The organism is Polaribacter haliotis (assembly GCF_014784055.1).
GTDB classification, from domain to species: domain Bacteria; phylum Bacteroidota; class Bacteroidia; order Flavobacteriales; family Flavobacteriaceae; genus Polaribacter; species Polaribacter haliotis.
Genome location: NZ_CP061813.1, coordinates 3158150 through 3176870, shown reverse-complemented (window position 1 = coordinate 3176870; position 18721 = coordinate 3158150). Strand labels below are relative to the sequence as shown.

At 31.2% G+C, this 18721-nt stretch carries 16 protein-coding genes; 10 read left to right on the top strand and 6 right to left on the bottom strand.

Features of this window, described 5'->3' with window-relative positions:
- Nucleotides 1-72: 72 nt before the first annotated feature.
- From H9I45_RS13665 to H9I45_RS13640, 6 genes are all read left to right on the top strand, one after another.
- Nucleotides 73-615: a toxin-antitoxin system YwqK family antitoxin gene (locus H9I45_RS13665; protein ID WP_228454922.1), complete on the top strand. Its 543-nt coding sequence runs from the start codon at nucleotides 73-75 to the stop codon at nucleotides 613-615.
- Nucleotides 612-1304 (top strand): glycosyltransferase family 2 protein, encoded by a 693-nt coding sequence (locus H9I45_RS13660; RefSeq protein WP_088354013.1) that lies wholly within the window; start codon nucleotides 612-614, stop codon nucleotides 1302-1304. The genes H9I45_RS13665 and H9I45_RS13660 overlap by 4 nt, the downstream gene beginning before the upstream one ends.
- Nucleotides 1304-2803: a cellulose synthase family protein gene (locus H9I45_RS13655; RefSeq protein WP_088354012.1), complete on the top strand. Its 1500-nt coding sequence runs from the start codon at nucleotides 1304-1306 to the stop codon at nucleotides 2801-2803. The genes H9I45_RS13660 and H9I45_RS13655 overlap by 1 nt, the downstream gene beginning before the upstream one ends.
- A complete protein-coding gene (locus tag H9I45_RS13650; protein WP_088354011.1) occupies nucleotides 2803-4194 on the top strand; it encodes an MptA/MptB family glycosyltransferase in 1392 nt (463 codons plus the stop codon). Before H9I45_RS13655 ends, H9I45_RS13650 begins: the two co-directional genes overlap by 1 nt.
- A gap of 66 nt (nucleotides 4195-4260) precedes the next feature.
- Nucleotides 4261-5289 carry a LacI family DNA-binding transcriptional regulator gene (locus H9I45_RS13645; protein WP_088354010.1) on the top strand — a complete coding sequence of 343 codons (1029 nt, stop codon included), beginning with the start codon at nucleotides 4261-4263 and terminating at the stop codon, nucleotides 5287-5289.
- A gap of 34 nt (nucleotides 5290-5323) precedes the next feature.
- On the top strand, nucleotides 5324-6133 hold the full coding sequence (locus tag H9I45_RS13640; protein ID WP_088354009.1) for a Cof-type HAD-IIB family hydrolase: 810 nt from the start codon (nucleotides 5324-5326) through the stop codon (nucleotides 6131-6133).
- 104 nt (nucleotides 6134-6237) lie between these two features.
- On the opposite strand, the gene H9I45_RS13635 is transcribed toward H9I45_RS13640, so the two are convergent.
- Nucleotides 6238-7191 (bottom strand): carbon-nitrogen hydrolase family protein, encoded by a 954-nt coding sequence (locus H9I45_RS13635; protein WP_088354008.1) that lies wholly within the window; start codon nucleotides 7189-7191, stop codon nucleotides 6238-6240.
- 50 nt (nucleotides 7192-7241) lie between these two features.
- Nucleotides 7242-8033: a DUF2797 domain-containing protein gene (locus H9I45_RS13630; protein ID WP_088354007.1), complete on the bottom strand. Its 792-nt coding sequence runs from the start codon at nucleotides 8031-8033 to the stop codon at nucleotides 7242-7244.
- A gap of 80 nt (nucleotides 8034-8113) precedes the next feature.
- On the opposite strand from H9I45_RS13630, the gene H9I45_RS13625 reads away from it, so the two are divergent.
- The 3 genes from H9I45_RS13625 (at nucleotide 8114) to H9I45_RS13615 (ending at nucleotide 10835) form a co-directional block, all read left to right on the top strand.
- Complete coding sequence (locus H9I45_RS13625; RefSeq protein WP_088354006.1) at nucleotides 8114-9622, top strand: GH3 auxin-responsive promoter family protein; 1509 nt, start codon at nucleotides 8114-8116, stop codon at nucleotides 9620-9622.
- Between the two features lies 1 nt (nucleotide 9623).
- Nucleotides 9624-10184, top strand: coding sequence for a Crp/Fnr family transcriptional regulator (locus H9I45_RS13620; protein ID WP_088354005.1), 561 nt, complete (start codon nucleotides 9624-9626; stop codon nucleotides 10182-10184).
- 66 nt (nucleotides 10185-10250) lie between these two features.
- Entirely contained in the window at nucleotides 10251-10835 is a 585-nt protein-coding gene (locus H9I45_RS13615) for an NAD(P)H-dependent oxidoreductase (RefSeq protein ID WP_088354004.1), read from the top strand.
- On the opposite strand, the gene H9I45_RS13610 is transcribed toward H9I45_RS13615, so the two are convergent.
- The 4 genes from H9I45_RS13610 to H9I45_RS13595 all read right to left on the bottom strand — a co-directional run bounded on the left by H9I45_RS13610 (nucleotide 10836) and on the right by H9I45_RS13595 (nucleotide 15535).
- On the bottom strand, nucleotides 10836-11813 hold the full coding sequence (locus H9I45_RS13610; protein ID WP_088354003.1) for a polyprenyl synthetase family protein: 978 nt from the start codon (nucleotides 11811-11813) through the stop codon (nucleotides 10836-10838).
- A 24-nt stretch (nucleotides 11814-11837) separates the two neighbouring features.
- Nucleotides 11838-12875 carry a dual-specificity RNA methyltransferase RlmN gene (gene rlmN, locus H9I45_RS13605; RefSeq protein WP_088354002.1) on the bottom strand — a complete coding sequence of 346 codons (1038 nt, stop codon included), beginning with the start codon at nucleotides 12873-12875 and terminating at the stop codon, nucleotides 11838-11840.
- Between the two features lie 307 nt (nucleotides 12876-13182).
- Nucleotides 13183-14232 (bottom strand): tRNA preQ1(34) S-adenosylmethionine ribosyltransferase-isomerase QueA, encoded by a 1050-nt coding sequence (gene queA, locus H9I45_RS13600; RefSeq protein ID WP_088354001.1) that lies wholly within the window; start codon nucleotides 14230-14232, stop codon nucleotides 13183-13185.
- A 73-nt stretch (nucleotides 14233-14305) separates the two neighbouring features.
- A complete protein-coding gene (locus H9I45_RS13595) occupies nucleotides 14306-15535 on the bottom strand; it encodes a 3-phosphoshikimate 1-carboxyvinyltransferase (protein ID WP_088354000.1) in 1230 nt (409 codons plus the stop codon).
- A gap of 56 nt (nucleotides 15536-15591) precedes the next feature.
- On the opposite strand from H9I45_RS13595, the gene H9I45_RS13590 reads away from it, so the two are divergent.
- On the top strand, nucleotides 15592-18699 hold the full coding sequence (locus tag H9I45_RS13590; RefSeq protein WP_088353999.1) for a VPS10 domain-containing protein: 3108 nt from the start codon (nucleotides 15592-15594) through the stop codon (nucleotides 18697-18699).
- Nucleotides 18700-18721 lie beyond the last annotated feature (22 nt).

The following is an 18721-nucleotide window of genomic DNA, read 5'->3' as shown; positions in this document are numbered from 1 at the left end:
CAGTAGCAGTCTCAGTATTAAGTGACAGTTGCAATTTTCAGTTAGTTTGCTTACGATGGAAATTAACATAGAATGATTAAAAACAATACATCTATTTGTAATTCTTATTCAAAGAAAAAAAACTTTGCATCTTTGCGAATATGCATAGTTCTTTTATTAATAATTTTATGGTCTACAAACGTTTTTGCTCAAAAGAAATATTATAAAGAATATTACAAAAACGGACAATTAAAACAAGAAGGTTGGCTTTTAAATGATATAAAAGTAGATTATTGGAAATATTATTACAAAAACGGTAGTTTACAAAAAGAAGGCAGTTTCAAAAACAATTTTGAAATAAAATATTGGTATTTTTACCGCCAAAATTCTAGTATAAAACAAGAAGGTCATTTTAAAGAAGGTAAAAAAAATAACTGGTGGTTATTTTATGACAAAGAAGGAAATGTAGACCATAAATGTCAGCTTAAAAATAACAAAAAGAATGGATATTGCTTAATGTATAACAAGAAAAAGTTAATAAAAGCGAGCAAGTTCAAAAACGGAAACAAATTAAAAGAATGGACAGATTTTTCATCCTTTAAAGATGAAAACAATCTAAATGATTTAAGACAATGACACCAATTATAAAAGTTATTATTCCTGCCTATAATGAGCAAGATTCCATTGGAAATGTTATTAAAGACATTCCTAAAAATGTACAAGAAGTTATTGTTATTAGCAATAATTCTACAGATAATACTGAAGAAAATGCTTACAAAGCTGGTGCAACTGTTTTATCTGAAACGAGAAAAGGGTATGGTTATGCTTGTTTAAAAGGAATGGAATACATTGCAGACCAAGAAATAAAACCAGATATTGTTGTTTTTTTAGATGGCGATTATTCCGATTATCCAGAACAATTGACTGAAATTATTTATCCAATTATTAATAAAAATATCGATTTTGTAATAGGCGCTCGTGTAAAACGACTACGTGAAAATGGTTCTATGACGCCACAACAAGTTTTTGGAAATTGGTTAGCAACATTTTTAATGAAGTTATTTTTTGGAGCAAAATTTACAGACTTAGGGCCTTTTAGAGCCATTAAATACGATAAGTTATTGGCTTTAAAAATGGAAGACAAAACCTATGGTTGGACTGTAGAAATGCAACTAAAAGTATTAAAACAGAAAATGTCTTACGAAGAAATTCCTGTAAAATACAGAAACAGAATTGGTGTTTCTAAAGTATCTGGAACCGTAAAAGGAAGTATTATGGCTGGTGTTAAAATTTTAGGTTGGATTTTTAAATATAGTTTCAAATAATGATATTAGATATTATCATCGTAATAATAATTGTAATTTATTCAATCTCGCTATTGCTTATTTTCATGTATGCTTTGGCACAATTAAACTTGCTTTTTAATTATTTAAAAGCAAGAAAAAAAATAGATACCTCAGAAAAATACGATTTTTCAAATCCTAACGAAATTCCTTTTGTAACCATACAATTACCTGTTTATAATGAATTGTATGTAATGAAACGTTTGCTAAAAAATATCGCAAAATTAGAATATCCTTTAGATAAATTGGAGATTCAGGTTTTAGACGATTCTACAGACGAATCTATTGAAACGACTGCAAAACATATCAAAAAAATTCAAGAAAAAGGAATCGATATTCAGCATATTAGAAGAAGTAACAGACAAGGTTTTAAAGCTGGGGCATTAAAAGAAGGTTTAAAAATTGCAAAAGGAGAATTTATTGCCATTTTCGATGCCGATTTTTTACCACAAAAAACGTGGTTGTACGAAACTGTTCCTTATTTTAAAAATGAAAAAATTGGTGTTGTTCAAACACGTTGGGGACATATCAATAGAAATTATTCTACGTTAACTAAAATTCAGGCTTTTGCTTTAGACGCACATTTTACTTTAGAACAAGTGGGTAGAAATAGCCAAGGACATTTTATAAATTTTAATGGAACTGCTGGTGTTTGGCGTAAAGAATGTATTTACGACGCAGGAAATTGGGAAGGAGACACACTTACAGAAGATTTAGATTTAAGTTACAGAGCGCAATTAAAAAAGTGGGAATTTAAGTATTTAGAAAATGTAGAAACGCCTGCAGAATTACCAATTGTTATTAGCGCTGCAAGATCGCAACAATTTCGCTGGAACAAAGGTGGTGCAGAGAATTTTCAAAAAATGATGCGTCGCGTAATTCGTAGCAAAAACATTTCTTTTAAAACAAAAATACACAGTGTTTTACACTTGCTAAATAGCTCTATGTTTACCTGTATATTTTTAGTTGCAGTTTTAAGTATTCCAATGTTATACATTAAAAATGAGTTCGAACATTTAAAAATTTATTTTTATGTGATGAGCTTTTTCATAATTAGTTCTTTTATATTTTTTATCTGCTATTGGCACATGTACAAAAACATTTATGGAGGTGGATTCTTAAATTTCATAAAATATATTGGTGCATTTTTTACATTTTTCTCAATTGCAATGGGCTTTTCTTTACACAACACAATTGCAGTTTTGGAAGGTCATTTTGGTAAGAAAAGTGAATTTGTAAGAACCCCAAAATTCAACATAAAAAACATAAAAGATGCTTGGAAAACCAATAAATACATCAAGCAAAAACCTTCTGGACATGTAATTATCGAGGGTATTTTAGCCATTTATTTTGCATATGGAATGTACAGCGCATTTATTGTTGGAAATGAAGGTGGCGATTTCGGTCTTTTTCCTTTCCATTTAATGCTTTTTATTGGTTTTAGTTACGTCTTTTTCAAATCTATTTTTTCTAAAGCATAATGCCTTTGTCAGAAAAAAATAAAGCCATTTTTTTAATTAGCATTAGTGTAATTCTGTATTTTTTCTTTGCTTATTTTTTAGAAAGAACTGCTTTTTATCCGCTTTTATTTCTTTGGTTTTCTTTATTCGGTTGTTTCTATTTTTTATTGAAAAATAAAAGCATTCCTTTTTCCACTTACGCAGGAATAATGGTGCTTTTCAGGATTGTTTTCCTGTTTTCTATTCCGAATTTATCACAAGATTTTTATCGTTTTATTTGGGATGGTCGCATGATTTTTAATGGTTTTAACCCATATTTATCATTGCCAGAAACCTTTATGCAACAAAACCTAATACCAGTTACAGATGCTGTGGAATTGTATCGTGGAATGGGCGAATTAAATGGAAGCCATTATACGAATTACCCACCATTAAATCAGTTGTGTTTTTTAATTGCAGCAATTTTTGTGAGTAAAAGCATTTTTGGTTCTGTAATTGTGCTTCGAAGTATTATTATTTTAGCTGATATTGGTATTTTATACTTCGGAAAAAAACTGTTGGAAAGATTCAACTTACCTATTAAAAATATCTTTTGGTATGTTTTGAATCCCTTCATAATCATAGAAATGACTGGTAATTTACATTTCGAATCTGTAATGTTGTTTTTCTTGGTTTGGGGTTTGTATAAATTACATCAAAAAAAATGGATTTGGGCAGCAGTTTTAATCGCTTGTTCTGTTTCCATTAAATTGATTCCACTGTTATTTTTGCCCTTATTTTTTCAATGGTTTGTTCCGCTTTTCAACTTGAAAAAAGAGAAAAATTCAACTTTAATTCAAGAACAGTCGAGAACGAAACATTTACTAAAGCTAATTGCTTTTTACACCATAATTTTAGCAACCACGCTCCTACTATTTCTACCTTTTTATTCTTCAGAATTAATCGCAAATTATTCCAATTCGGTTGGTTTGTGGTTTCGAAATTTTGAATTTAATGCAAGTTTCTACTATATTTTTAGAGAAATTGGGTACTTATTTCGAGGTTATAATGAAATTGCAATTATTGGCAAAATCACTCCGATTTTAACGATTTTATTTCTAATTTTCATCACATTTTTCAGAAAAAACAGCCATCTAAAACAATTGATAACTGCCATGTTATTTGGTTTGTGTTTTTACTATTTTACAGCTACAACTGTTCATCCTTGGTATTTAGCTACCCCTTTAATTTTATCAGTTTTTACAAAATATAAATTTCCAATAGTTTGGACCTTTGTAATCGTTTTAACCTACCAAGCGTATGGAAATAATCCATGGAAAGAAAATTTATGGTTTGTGGCTTTAGAATATTTAGTTGTTTTTTCCTACCTAATATATGAGCTTCAGCGAAATTATAAAATAAAGAAATTGTAAAATCTTTATAGTATTCTCTATTTCTGATGAGATTTTTGTATTTTAGTAGCTTATATTTTATCATATATGAAAAGACTTACCATAAAAGACATTGCTAAAGAATTTGATGTTTCCATTTCAACTGTATCTAAAGCGTTGAATGATAGTTATGAAATTAGTGTAAGTACGAAAGAGAAAATACAGAAATACGCTAAAGAGAACAACTACAAACCTAATTTTAACGCGTTAAGCTTAAAAAATAGGCAAACGAAAACAATTGGAATTTTAATTCCAAACATGTTAAACTATTTTTTCGCACAAGTTTTTAATGGAATGGAAAAAGTAGCCAATGAAAAAGGCTATAAAATTATTTCTTGTATTTCCAATGAATCTTTTAAAAAAGAAGTGGAAACTATAGAAATGCTTTCCAATGGAAGTATCGATGGTTTTATTTTATCCCTTGCAGAGGAAACAGTTTTAAAAAACAATTTTAAACATTTAGAGGATTTAATAGATAATGGTACTCCAATTGTAATGTTCGATAGAGTTGCAGAATCTATAAAATGTGATAAAGTTATTACAGACGATTTTGATGGAGCTGCAAAAACCGTTAAATATTTAGCAAAAACGGGAAGCAAAAACATTGCTTTTATTTCTACCATTAGTAATTTAAAGGTTGGTAAAAAAAGACATCAGGGATATTTAAAAGGTTTAGAAGACGCTAATCTAGCAGTCGATAACAATATAATTATTAATATTGTTAATGAAGATTATAAAACCTACGAAAGTATTCTAAAACCAATTTTCGATACTAATAAAATTGATGCTGTAATTGCAACAGACGAATCTTCTGCAATTGCAGCAATGAAAGTTGCACAGAAAAATGGGCGTAAAATACCAGAAAACTTCTCTGTAGTTTCTTTTTCTAACGGAATTCTGGCAAGACACTCAAGCCCAAAATTAACAACTGTAAGTCAGCATGGAGAAATCATGGGAGCAACTGCTGCAGAAATGCTAATTAACAGATTGGAAGATAAATCCGATACAAAAGAAGCACCACAAACCGTTATTATTAAAACCGATTTAGTAGAGCGTAATTCTACAAAAAAAGGATAATTCCAACCACTTTTTATCGACAAGAATTCCATTTATGAATTTAGAAAAAATAAAGTTAGTCGTTTCTGATATGGATGGAACGTTACTAAACTCTAATAATGAAGTAAGTCCACTTTTTTTTGAACTTTTTCAGAAACTAAAAGAAAAAAAAATTCATTTTTGCGCAGCAAGTGGAAGACAATACAATAGTATTGTAGATAAATTAGCACCTATTAAAGATGAAATTTATGTGATTGCAGAAAATGGTGCAATTGCTAAAAAAGGGGATGAAGTTTTGCTTTTAAATTCTTTAGATTCAGATAAAATCATTGACATCATTCCAACTTTAAGAAAAATTGATGGAGCAAATATGGTCTTGTGTTCGCAAGATTCAGCATATATAGAAAGTAAAGATGCTCGATTTATAAACTTATTTCAAGAATATTATTACAGTTATCAAGTTGTAGACGATTTGATTGAAGTTGCAAAAACAACTCCTGTTTTAAAAATTGCAGTATATCATTTTAATTCTTCAGAAGATTTTATTTATCCAGAAATAAAGCATTTAAAAAACGATTATTTACTGAAAGTTTCCGGACAAAATTGGTTGGATATATCTACAGGTAAAGCTAATAAAGGAAACGCCTTAAGAGAAGTTCAAAAAATGGTAAATGTAACGAAGGAAGAGACAATGGTTTTTGGCGATTACCACAATGATATTGAAATGCTACAAGAAGCTGAGTTTAGTTTTGCGATGGAAAATGCACATAAAGACATTAAAGAAATTGCAAATTACGAGACAAAAAGCAATAATGATCTTGGTGTTGAGAGAGTTTTGGAGGAGTTGGTTCAAATTAAGAAATAGTTATTACAAAGAGATTCACAGAGGTTTTCTCTAAGAACCCTAAAGGGTTGAAAATATTGTAAGTTACCAATACCTATAAGCTTTTTAAAACCTTGCAGGAAAAATTAATCCTCATAAGAAACCGTACTTTGTCTTTCTCTATTTATATGCAACTTGGTTACATCTGGTCTTGAATAATGTCCAACAACATCAAAATTTTGTCTTTCTTCTAAAACACGATTAAAATCTAACGTTTCTATAATTAAACCTTCTTTATGTAAAACTGGTTCTACTAACCACTCTCCATCAGGAGAAGCAATACAAGAACCTCCATTTGCTAAAACTTCTGGTGCATCTTTTACAATTTTATCATAATGTGGAATATCTTTTGGGAAATCTGTTTTTGCCATTAAACTGGAAACAGAAATTACAAAAGAACGCGATTCTCTCGCGATAAAACGTGTAATATCTTTGGTGTTATAATCGCTTCCTGGCCAAACTGCAATGTGTAAATTTTCGCCTAAACCATATAAAGCTGTTCTTGGTAAAGGCATCCAATTTTCCCAACAATTTAAACCACCCAAAGTAAATTCTTTCAATGGATGCACTTGTAAACCATTTCCATCTCCTGGAGCCCAAGTTAAACGTTCGTCAAAAGTTGGTTGTAATTTCCTATGGACAGATTTTATTTCTCCTTCTTCGTTTATATACACTAAAGAAGCATAAATACTGTGTCCTCCTCTATTTTGTGCGCGTTCCATAATTCCTAAATAAATAGCAATTTTGTTGTCTTTTGCCAATTTACAAATGGAATCTAATTCGCCTTTTTCTATTGTTATTGAGTTTCTTACATAATGTGCATGAATTTCTTTCTGAGTTTTAGAATTCCATTCTGCACCATTTGTTATTGAAATCCAAAATGGATAACCAGGCAATAATGCCTCTCCAAAAACAATGAGTTCGCAGTTTTCTTTAGATGCATCTAAAATTGATTTCTCAATTTTTTGAATTGTCTTTTCTTTATTTAACCAAACTGGAGAAATTTGTGCTAATGCTACTTTTAATAAGTTGTTTTTCATAAAAATATAATTTATCTATAGAAACAAAAAAACTTTAATAATTTTCTTTTCTACACTTCAATACTCACCACCAAACCTTCATTACTTCTAATATTAAAAACGGTTTCGTCATCAAAAATTAAATATTGTCCTTTTATTCCGACTAACTTTCCTTTGTAATTTGGTGTTTTTATCAAATTTAGACTTTTGGGTTTTGCTGGATATTTTACAACAGGAAATTTTAAATTGGTTTCCGAATTACTATTGATAAAATATTCTTTGGCTTCCTCAGGAATATATTGTTCTAATTTATTTCGCCATTCGACCAAATTTTCATCATCTACATCATTCTTTAGCATTTTTCGCCAATTGGTTTTATCGGCAACATGCTCTTTTAATGCAACTTCTGTAATTCCTGCTAAATACCTATTTGGCACTTCTACAATTTCTATGGCTTCATGTGCACCTTGGTCTATCCAACGAGTTGGGACTTGTGTTTTTCTTGTAACACCCACTTTTACGTTGCTCGAATTTGCCAAGTACACAATATGTGGTTGTAATTGCACCGATTTTTCATATACCAAATCACGGTCTTCTTGATCTAAATGTGCTGTACTTAATTCGGGTCTCATAATCCAATCTCCAGCAGAAGGAATGTCAAAAAAACAAGATTTACAGAAACCTTGTCTGTAAATTTCTTTTTCTAAATGACAGTTTAAACATTCGTATTTCACGAAAGAAATCGTAAATTCCTTATTTAACAGCTGATTCATGTTTAAAAAATCGGAATTCATATCTAAATAATACTGAATTTCTTCAGCATTTTCCGTTTTCATTTTTTTTAAAACTCCTTGGTATGTCATCTCACAAATTTTAGTATTTTTAAACTTCGGTTTTAAAGTGCTTATTTTTAAAATCCAACTAAACAAACTTACGAATTTCTATGGCGTTTCAAATTATCAATTCTATTATTTCTTGGTTTTTAAAGAAACGAAAACATCAAATAGAGCTGTTTCTTAAATATCCAATTGATGTTCAAAACGAACTCTTATTAAAACTGATTAGTTCCTCTAAAAACACCGAATTTGGAAAACTAAAAGAGTTTTCATCAATAAAAAACTACAGAGATTTTTCAGATAAAGTTCCCATTCAGAAATACGAAACTTTTGAGCCATTAATCGAACGTTCCAGAAGAGGAGAACAAAATGTTTTTTGGCCTTCGCCTATAAAATGGTTTGCAAAATCGAGCGGAACTACAAATTCGAAAAGTAAATTTATTCCTGTGAGTGACGAGGCTTTGGAATATTGCCACATGAAAGCAGGAAAAGACATGTTGTGTTGGTACATTAACAACAACCCAAAAACGCAGTTATTTACTGGAAAAGGATTGCGTTTGGGAGGAAGTTCCGACGTTTACAGAGATAACGATTCTTATTTTGGAGACTTGTCTGCAATAATTATAGAAAACATGCCTTTTTGGGCGGATTTTAGTTCTGCTCCCAGTCAAGAAGTTGCGTTAATGGGCGAATGGGAAACCAAAATGGATGCCATTATCGATGAAACAATCAACGAAAACATTACTAGTTTGGCAGGTGTGCCAAGTTGGATGCTCGTTTTATTAAACCGAATTTTAGAACGAACAGGAAAAGACAATATCCTGGAAGTTTGGCCAAATTTAGAAGTCTATTTTCACGGTGGTGTAAATTTTAATCCATACCGCGAACAATACAAAAAAATAATTCCAAAAAAGGAATTTAAATATTACGAAATTTACAATGCTTCCGAAGGTTTTTTCGCAATTCAAGACAGAAATGGTTCTAAAGAATTATTGTTAATGTTAGATTACGGAATATTCTATGAGTTTATTCCTATGGATACTTATAATGGAGAAAACTCTGTTGCAATTCCTCTTTCTGAAGTAAAAAAAGATGTAAATTATGCCATAATAATTACTACAAATGGTGGTTTGTGGCGTTATTTAATTGGTGATACTGTGAAATTTACAAATTTAGATCCACACAGAATTAAAATTACTGGGCGTACAAAACATCATATAAATGTTTTTGGTGAAGAGTTAATTATCGAAAATGCAGAAGAAGCTTTAAGGTTGGCTTGTGAGAAAACAGAAGCAACTATTAAAGATTACACAGTCGGCCCAATTTTTATGGAAGGAAAAGAAAAAGGTGGACATGAATGGATTATAGAATTTGAAAAAACACCAAAAAATCTTTCCTTTTTTACAGAAATGTTAGACAATGCATTAAAGGCAATAAATTCTGATTATGAAGCGAAACGTTATCAAAACATGACGTTGATGGCGCCAAAAGTTCACAAAGCAAAAGAAGGGTTATTTTACAGTTGGTTAAAGAAAAAGAAAAAATTGGGTGGCCAACACAAAGTACCAAGACTTTCTAATTCTAGAGAGTTTGTAGAGGAACTTTTAAAACTTTAAAATGCACGCTTTCTTCGAAAAAAATGCATCATTATTATTAGAAAACCCAGAATTAGCTGAGGCTTTTCAAAAAATAATGACTTTCGAAAAATATCCAAAACAACATATTTTACACGAAAGTGGTAGAATTTGTAACCATATGTATATTATAATTTCTGGTGTTGCAAGAGTTTTTTATTATAAAGAAGATAAAGATATTACATGTCATTTTGCTTCAGAACAAGAAAGTATTACTGCAATAGATAGTTTTATTCAGCGTAAAACAAGCAAATATAATATTGAAGTTTTAGAGGACTTAGAAGTCTTTAAAATAGCACATTCAGATTTAGAAAACTTATTTGCATCGAATCCAAAATTCGAACGTTTTGGACGTTTATTTTTACAGCAAATTTATATTGATTTGGTAGAAAGAATAGACGATTTACAACTAAAAACGGCACATGAACGTTATGAAATTCTATTAGAGAAAAGACCTCGACTTTTCTTAAGAGTCGCCTCTAAACACATCGCTTCTTATTTAGGAATGACCCCAGAAACTTTTAGCAGAATTAGAGCAAAGTAATTTCTTGACAATTGTCAAGTAGAACTTATTATTTGTGAAATACCTTTGATGTAGAAAAACATTTCAATGGTAAAAAAGAAAATTCTACTTATTAATGGACATCCAGATAAAAAAAGTTTTTGTTTTGGTATTGCTGAAGCTTATAAAAAAGGGGTACTAAATTCTAATGCTATTTTTGAAGAGATTCATATTCGTGATTTAGAATTTAATCCGAATTTAGAATTTGGTTATCGAAAAAGAATGGAATTAGAGCCAGACTTGCTAAAAGCTCAAAAATTAATTAAATGGGCAAACCATATTGTTTGGGTGTATCCTGTTTGGTGGGGTTCTTATCCTGCAATTTTAAAAGGTTTTATAGATCGTGTATTTCTGCCCAATTTTGCTTTCAAAAAAAGAGAAAATTCAGTTTGGTGGGATAAATATTTAACTGGAAAATCTGCAAGAGTTATTTCTACTTTAGACCAACCTGCCTGGTATTACAGATGGATAAACAATCAACCAAGTTACAATTCAATCAAAAAACTGACTTGTGATTTTGTGGGCATAAAACCTGTGAAATTTACAACAATTGGTTCTTTAAGAAATTCTAAAGATAGTTATAGGGAAAATTGGTTATACAAAATTGAAAAATTAGGTAAACTAAACAGGTAATTAAATCTTACGTTCTACAACATAATCAATCATAGTAAGTAACGATTTTTTATACTCGGAATTTGGGTAGTTTTCTAAAATAGCAATTGCTTTGTTCTTGTAGTCGTTCATTTGGTTGGTTGTGTATTCAATACCACCATTCTTTTTTACGAAAGCTATAACCTCTTTCACACGTTTCTTATCTTTATTATGTTTTTTTATAGAGCTAATTAACCACGCTTTTTCTTTTTTAGAACAATTATTTAAAGTGTGAATTAAAGGCAATGTCATTTTTTGCTCTTTAATATCAATTCCAGTTGGTTTTCCTATTTTCTCATCAGAATAATCGAACAAATCGTCTTTAATCTGAAAAGCAACACCAATATATTCTCCAAATTTTCGCATTTGTTGTACACAATCTTGGTTTGCACCAACAGAAGCGGCTCCAATTCCACAACAAGCGGCAATTAAAGTAGCTGTTTTCTTACGAATAATATCAAAATAAATAGCTTCTGTAATGTCTAATTTTCGAGCTTTTTCAATTTGAAGTAATTCCCCTTCACTCATTTCACGAACTGCAATAGAAATAAGTTTTAACAAGTCAAAATCTTCATTATCTATAGAAAGCAATAACCCTTTAGATAACAAAAAATCACCCACTAATACAGCAATTTTATTTTTCCAAAGTGCATTTATAGAGAAGAAACCTCTTCGTCTGTTAGAATCATCTACAACATCATCATGTACCAAGGTTGCTGTGTGTATTAATTCTACAACAGATGCTCCTCTGTAAGTTCGCTCGTCGAAACCACCATTAGAAACCATTTTTGCTACTAAAAAAACAAACATTGGTCGCATTTGTTTTCCTTTTCTACGAACAATATAATATGTAATTCTGTTTAATAACGGAACTTTAGAAAGCATAGATTCTTTGAACTTTTCTTCAAAGAGTTCCATTTCGTTTTTTATGGGAAGTTTTATAAGTTCTACTGGTTTCACAGAGTAAAAGTAATTATTTTATTTTTACGATTTATTTGCTAACTGTCCACAAGCGGCATCTATATCTTTTCCCCTAGAACGCCTAACATTTACAGTAATATCATTCATTTCTAAATTTGAAATGTAATTATTTATTGCAGATGGACTTGCTTGTTGAAACTCACCATCGTCAATTGGGTTATATTCTATTAAGTTAATTTTACAAGGCACATATTTACAAAACTCTACCAATGCTTTTATGTCTTCTTTTCGGTCGTTAATTCCTCCCCAAACAATATATTCATACGTAATTGCACGTTGTGTTTTTTCGTACCAATATTCTAAAGATTCTCTTAAATCTGCTAATGGAAAATTAACATTAAAAGGCATAATTGAAGTTCTAACTTCATCTATTGCTGAATGTAGCGAAACTGCTAAATTGAATTTCACTTCTTCGTCGGCCATTTTTTTAATCATTTTTGGTACCCCAGAAGTGGAAACTGTTATTCTTTTAGACGACATACCTAAACCTTCTGGCGAGGTAATCATCTCAATAGATTTTAGCACGTTTTTATAGTTCATTAATGGTTCTCCCATTCCCATAAAAACAATGTTGGTCAGTTTTTTATTATGATATAACCTACTTTGTTTGTCGATAACTACAACTTGATCGTAAATTTCGTCTGGATTTAGATTTCGCATTCTTTTTAAACGTGCAGTTGCACAGAATTTACAATCTAAACTACAACCAACTTGGCTCGAAACACAAGCTGTTGTTCTTTTTGGAGTTGGAATTAAAACGGATTCTACCACTAAACCATCGTGTAATTTAATTCCGTTTTTTATGGTTCCATCTTTACTCTTCTGCATAGAATCTACCTTAATATGGTTGATTACGAAGTTTGCTTCTAACATTTCTCTGGTTTCTTTAGAAATGTTTGTCATTGCTTCAAAAGTATGTAAAGATTTGCTCCAAAGCCATTCATAAACTTGATTTCCACGAAATGCTTTGTCGCCATTTTCCACAAAAAAATCTCTTAATTGTTCTTTTGTTAAGGCTCTTATGTCTTTCTTTTTAGTCAAGTTTTCTATAATTTTGAAAAGTTAAAATATTACAGTTGCAAAAATACGCATATAATTTGAAGTTATGGCTAAAGCTTGCAAATAGGTGCGTTAGCGATTGAAATGGCATCCTTTTTAAATGAGGAAATAATTGGTGTATTTTATAATGAGATTGCCACATAAAGCAAAAAAAGCTTTATTCGCAATAACTTATTTAAAAAGATATAATGGAAAGCGTGACCTTTTTAGGGAACGCCCAAATAACAAAAAGACTGACAATTATACATCGTCAGTCTTTAAATTTTATATTATTCTTTTATAGAATAAATTAGATTATCAACATTGCGTCTCCGTAAGTCGAGAATTTATAACCTTCTTTTATCGCTTCTTTATAAGCATCCATTAAGAAATCGTATCCTGCAAATGCGGCAGATTGCATCATTAAAGTAGATTTTGGTGGATGAAAATTTGTAATCATCGCGTTTGCTATACTAAAATCGTGTGGTGGAAAAATGAATTTATTGGTCCAACCTTCGAACGCATTTAACTCTTGTTTCGAAGAAACCGAAGATTCTACAGTTCTCATAACAGTAGTACCCACAGCACAAATTCTTCTTTTTTCTTTCTTCGCTTTGTTAATTTTATCTGCAGTTGCTGCTGGAATTACAATTTGCTCAGAATCCATTTTGTGTTTCGATAAATCTTCTACTTCAACTGCACTAAAAGTTCCTAAACCAACGTGTAACGTCATTTCTGCAAAATCGACTCCTTTAATTTCTAAACGCTTCATTAAATGTTTCGAAAAATGTAAACCTGCAGTTGGTGCAGCTACAGCTCCTTCGTGCTTCGCAAAAATAGTTTGGTAACGCTCTTCGTCGATTGCTTCTACCTCTCTATTTATTTCTTTAGGTAATGGAGTTTGACCTAATTCTAATAGTTTTGCTCTAAATTCTTCGTAAGAACCGTCGAATAAAAAACGTAAAGTTCTTCCTCTTGATGTAGTATTATCTATTACTTCTGCTACTAAACTATCGTCTTCTCCAAAAAATAATTTGTTTCCAATTCTAATTTTTCTTGCTGGATCTACTAAAACATCCCACAATCTATTTTCTGCATTTAATTCTCTTAATAAGAAAACTTCTATTCTTGCTCCTGTTTTTTCTTTGTTACCAAACATTCTTGCAGGAAAAACTTTGGTATTGTTTAACATTAAAACATCACCTTCATCGAAGTAATTTATAACGTCTTTAAATTGTTTGTGTTCTATAGTTTGAGTTTTTCTATCCAAAACCATTAAACGAGATTCGTCTCTGTGTTCTGCTGGATAAACTGCTAGTAACTCTTCTGGTAACTCAAATTCAAAATGTGATAATTTCATATATATATTTTGCTATAAAGGTTGCAAATATACGATATGCGAATAGGCGTTGTCAAGTGTTTCGTCTATTAATTTACAGTTTATCTATTTTAATACCAATTTGTTGCATATCATCCCAAAATTTCTGAAACGATTTTGTAACAACTTCCGCATTTAATATATTAATAGGAACTCTTAATGCTAAAGGTGCAAATGCCATTGCCATTCGATGATCGTTATAGGTTTTTATAGAAATATTTTCGTTAATCTCTACTGATTCCTCTAAACGCAAACTCTTGTTCGTTACAGATATTGAAGCGCCTAAATTGGTTAATTCTTCTTTTAAAGCCTCTAACCTATCTGTTTCTTTAATTTTTAAGGTGTGTAAACCTGTTAAATTACAAGAAATTCCTTCAGAAAAACATGTTACTGCAATTGTTTGTGCAATATCTGGTGCATCTCTTAAATCGATTTCTAAAACTTCTTTATTGGATGCTTTTTCTTTTTTAAGGTTGATAAAATTCTCACCGAAAGTTGTTGAAACCCCAAAATGTTGATAGATTTCTGCCAAGCAAGAATCGCCTTGTAAACTTTCTTTTTTATATGCTGATAATTTTATTTCTGAACCAATTTCAGCAGATGCAACTATCGAATAAAAATAACTTGCAGAAGACCAATCGCTTTCTACTACAACTGTTTGTTTTTCAATTTCTTTCTTTGGTAATACTTTTATAATATTTCCTTCGAAATTTGCTTCAATATTTAATTGATGTAATAAACTCAATGTCATATTAATATATGGGATTGAGGTAATTTCGCCTACCAATTCTATAGTTAATCCGTTTTCTAATTTTGAAGCAATCAATAATAAAGAAGAAATATATTGGCTACTAACATTTCCATTAATTTGGACATTATCCGCTATTAATTTTCTTCCTTTAATACGAATTGGTGGATAGCCAACTTTATCTTCGTAAGAAATATCTGCGCCTAAATCTTTAAGTGCATTTACCAAGATTTCGATAGGTCTGTTTTGCATTCTTTCGGAACCTGTAAGCACAGTTTCTCTACCTTCCTTTACTGCAAAATAAGATGTTAAAAAGCGCATTGCTGTTCCTGCATGCCCAATATCTACAATTTCTTTTTTTGTTGATAATGCATGTTGCATGTGAATAGAATCGTCTGAATCTGATAAATTTTCAATTGTAATTTCAGGGAATAAGTTTTGTAAAATAAGTAATCTATTAGATTCACTTTTAGAACCAGAAATTGTTATTTCTTCCTTTATTTTTTTATCCTTTAAAACATTTAACAATATGTCCATTCTAAAACTTGATTTTAATTCTTATTTTTAAACCTCAAAACTACAACTTACCAAACATGAAAAAATATCTTTTTCTGGCAATTTGCATGATTTTCTCTGTGAACGCCAAAGTTAATGCACAAAAAAATGCTAACAAAGTTTCTAACGAATATTTTAGCGCAGTAGAATGGCGAAATATTGGCCCTTTTAGAGGAGGAAGAAGTGCTGCTGTTACTGGGGTTTCTGGGAAAGCGAATCTTTTTTACATGGGCGCAACTGGTGGTGGCGTTTGGAAAACTACAGATGCTGGTAATACTTGGCAGAATATTTCCGACGGATTTTTCGGAGGTTCTGTTGGTTCTGTAGCAGTTTCTGAATCGGATAATAATGTAATGTATGTTGGAATGGGAGAAAAAACCGTTCGTGGAAATGTTTCTTCTGGAGATGGAATTTGGAAATCGGAAAATGCAGGAAAAACTTGGAAACACATGGGTTTAAAAAATTCACGCCATATTCCAAGAATGAGAATTCATCCTAAAAACCCAGATATCGTCTTTGCAGGAGTTATGGGAGATTTATACAAACCAACCCAAGAAAGAGGTGTTTACAAATCTATTGATGGTGGAGAAAACTGGAAAAAAGTGTTGTTTTCGGATGAAAACTCTGGAGTTATCGATTTAATTATCGACCCAAATAATCCAAGGATCTTATACGCAACTACTTGGGATGTTCGCAGAACTCCTTACAGTTTATCTTCAGGAGGTAAAGGCTCTGCCATGTTTAAAAGTACAGACGAAGGAGAAACTTGGACAAACATTTCTACAAATAAAGGATTGCCAAAAGGCATTTGGGGAATTTCTGGTGTTACAGTTTCTCCTGTAAATTCCGATATTGTTTGGGCATTAATTGAAAATGAGAAAGGTGGAATTTACAAATCTACAGATGCTGGAAAAAATTGGCGTTTGATAAATTCTGAAAGAAAATTACGTCAGCGAGCTTGGTATTACACACGTTTGTATGCAGATACACAAGATGAAGATATTTTATATGTGTTGAATGTTCGCTACCATAAATCTACAGATGGAGGAAAAACATATTCTACTTATAATGCACCTCATGGAGATCATCACGATTTATGGATTGCACCAGAAGACAACCAAAGAATGATTATTGGAGATGATGGAGGAGCGCAAGTTTCATTTGATGCTGGAGAGAATTGGAGTACATATATGAATCAGCCAACTTCTCAATTTTACAGAGTTACTACAGATAATCATTTTCCATATAGAATTTTAGCCGCGCAACAAGACAATTCAACCGTTAGAATATCTCACAGAACTGCTGGAAGATTTATAACAGAATCGGATTGGGAATCTACTGCTGGTGGAGAAAGTGCTCATATTGCTGTAGATCCTTTAAATAATGATATTGTTTACGGAGGAAGTTATGGAGGTTTGTTAACAAGACAAAATCATAAAACTGGAGAGACAAGAGCGATAAATGTTTGGCCAGACGATCCTATGGGACATGGAGCCGAAGATTTTAAATATCGTTTCCAGTGGAATTTTCCTATTTTCTTTTCGCCAAATAATAAAAAACGTTTGTATGCGGCTTCTAACCATTTACACGTTACAGAAGATGAAGGACAATCTTGGAAATTAATTAGTCCGGATTTAACAAGAAACGACCCAGAAACTTTAAAATCTTCTGGTGGACCAATTACACAAGATAATACTGGTGTAGAATATTATGGAACTATTTTCGCAGCAACAGAATCGCCTTATGAAGCTGGCTTAATTTGGACGGGTTCAGATGATGGTTTGGTGCACGTTTCTAAAAATAATGGCGTTTCTTGGGACAATGTAACTCCGAATAAAATGCCAGAATGGATGATGATTAACTGCATTGAAGTAGATCCTTTTACAAAAGGTGGGGCTTATATTGTAGGAACGAAATACAAGTCTGGAGATTACAAACCTTATATCTACAAAACAGAAAATTACGGAAAATCGTGGAAATTAATTGTAGATGGAATTGAAAACGAAGCTTTTACAAGAGCTTTAAGAGCAGACCCAAAACGTAAAGATTTGTTGTATGCTGGAACAGAAAAAGGTATGTATATTTCTTTTAATGATGGAAAAGATTGGGAATCTTTTCAGCAAAACTTACCAATTGTACCTATTACAGATTTGGCGATTAAAAATGATAATTTGATTGCTGCAACTCAAGGTCGTTCGCTTTGGATTATTGACGATTTAACACCAATTCATCAACTAAATTCATCAACTTTAAAAGAAGAAATTGTTTTATACAAGCCAAAAGATGCTTATAATATGAGTGGTGGTCGTGGAAGAACTTCGAGAACTGCTGGAACGAATCATCCAGGAGGTGTTGCTGTAAATTATTTTATTAAAGAAAAAGGAGAAAAAGAGGTAGTTTCTTTATCTTTTTATGACACAAATGATAACCTTATCAAAAAATATTCTACAAAACCAGATAAAGAAAAGAAGGAAGAAAATTTAAATGTAAAAGACGGAAATAATATTTTCTATTGGAACATGATGTATCCTGGAGCTGAATCTGTAAAAGGAATGATTCTTTGGTGGGCATCTTTAAGCGGACCAATGGCTTTGCCAGGAAACTACAAAGTGGAATTGGCTGTGAATGATAAAAAAATGACTCAAGATTTTAATATTTTGAGAAACCCAACTTCGGAAGCTACAGAAAGTGATATGAAAGCTCAGTTCGATTTCATTAACGATATCAACACAAAAATGACGGAAATACACAAAGCATTAAAAAATGTAAAGAAAATTAGAAGTCAAGTTGGGTTGTTAAAGAAATCTATTAAAGATAAAGAAAAGCACAAAGCTTTATTAGACTATGCTGATACTTTAGTAAAAGACATGACCAAAATTGAAGAAACATTGTATCAAACAAAATCTAAAAGCGGACAAGACCCTTTAAATTACCCAATTCGTTTGAATAATAAATTGGCTCATTTAAATTCTTTAACCAGAATTGGAAATTATGCTCCAACACAACAAGCCATTGATTTTAAAAATGCAATCACCAAAGACATTGATGCAGAATTGGCAAAACTAAATGCTTTGTTTGTAAATGGAGTGAGAGAGTTAAACCTAAAAGTAAAAGAAAGTGATATTGATTTGATTCAGTTGGATTAGGATTTATATTATAAATTTATAA

Coding starts and splice junctions, on each gene's coding strand:
- H9I45_RS13665 (WP_228454922.1), top strand. CDS start 73: ATGATTAAAAACAATACATCTATTTGTAATTCTTATTCAAAGAAAAAA.
- H9I45_RS13660 (WP_088354013.1), top strand. CDS start 612: ATGACACCAATTATAAAAGTTATTATTCCTGCCTATAATGAGCAAGAT.
- H9I45_RS13655 (WP_088354012.1), top strand. CDS start 1,304: ATGATATTAGATATTATCATCGTAATAATAATTGTAATTTATTCAATC.
- H9I45_RS13650 (WP_088354011.1), top strand. CDS start 2,803: ATGCCTTTGTCAGAAAAAAATAAAGCCATTTTTTTAATTAGCATTAGT.
- H9I45_RS13645 (WP_088354010.1), top strand. CDS start 4,261: ATGAAAAGACTTACCATAAAAGACATTGCTAAAGAATTTGATGTTTCC.
- H9I45_RS13640 (WP_088354009.1), top strand. CDS start 5,324: ATGAATTTAGAAAAAATAAAGTTAGTCGTTTCTGATATGGATGGAACG.
- H9I45_RS13635 (WP_088354008.1), bottom strand. CDS start 7,191: ATGAAAAACAACTTATTAAAAGTAGCATTAGCACAAATTTCTCCAGTT.
- H9I45_RS13630 (WP_088354007.1), bottom strand. CDS start 8,033: ATGACATACCAAGGAGTTTTAAAAAAAATGAAAACGGAAAATGCTGAA.
- H9I45_RS13625 (WP_088354006.1), top strand. CDS start 8,114: ATGGCGTTTCAAATTATCAATTCTATTATTTCTTGGTTTTTAAAGAAA.
- H9I45_RS13620 (WP_088354005.1), top strand. CDS start 9,624: ATGCACGCTTTCTTCGAAAAAAATGCATCATTATTATTAGAAAACCCA.
- H9I45_RS13615 (WP_088354004.1), top strand. CDS start 10,251: ATGGTAAAAAAGAAAATTCTACTTATTAATGGACATCCAGATAAAAAA.
- queA (WP_088354001.1), bottom strand. CDS start 14,232: ATGAAATTATCACATTTTGAATTTGAGTTACCAGAAGAGTTACTAGCA.
- H9I45_RS13595 (WP_088354000.1), bottom strand. CDS start 15,535: ATGGACATATTGTTAAATGTTTTAAAGGATAAAAAAATAAAGGAAGAA.
- H9I45_RS13590 (WP_088353999.1), top strand. CDS start 15,592: ATGAAAAAATATCTTTTTCTGGCAATTTGCATGATTTTCTCTGTGAAC.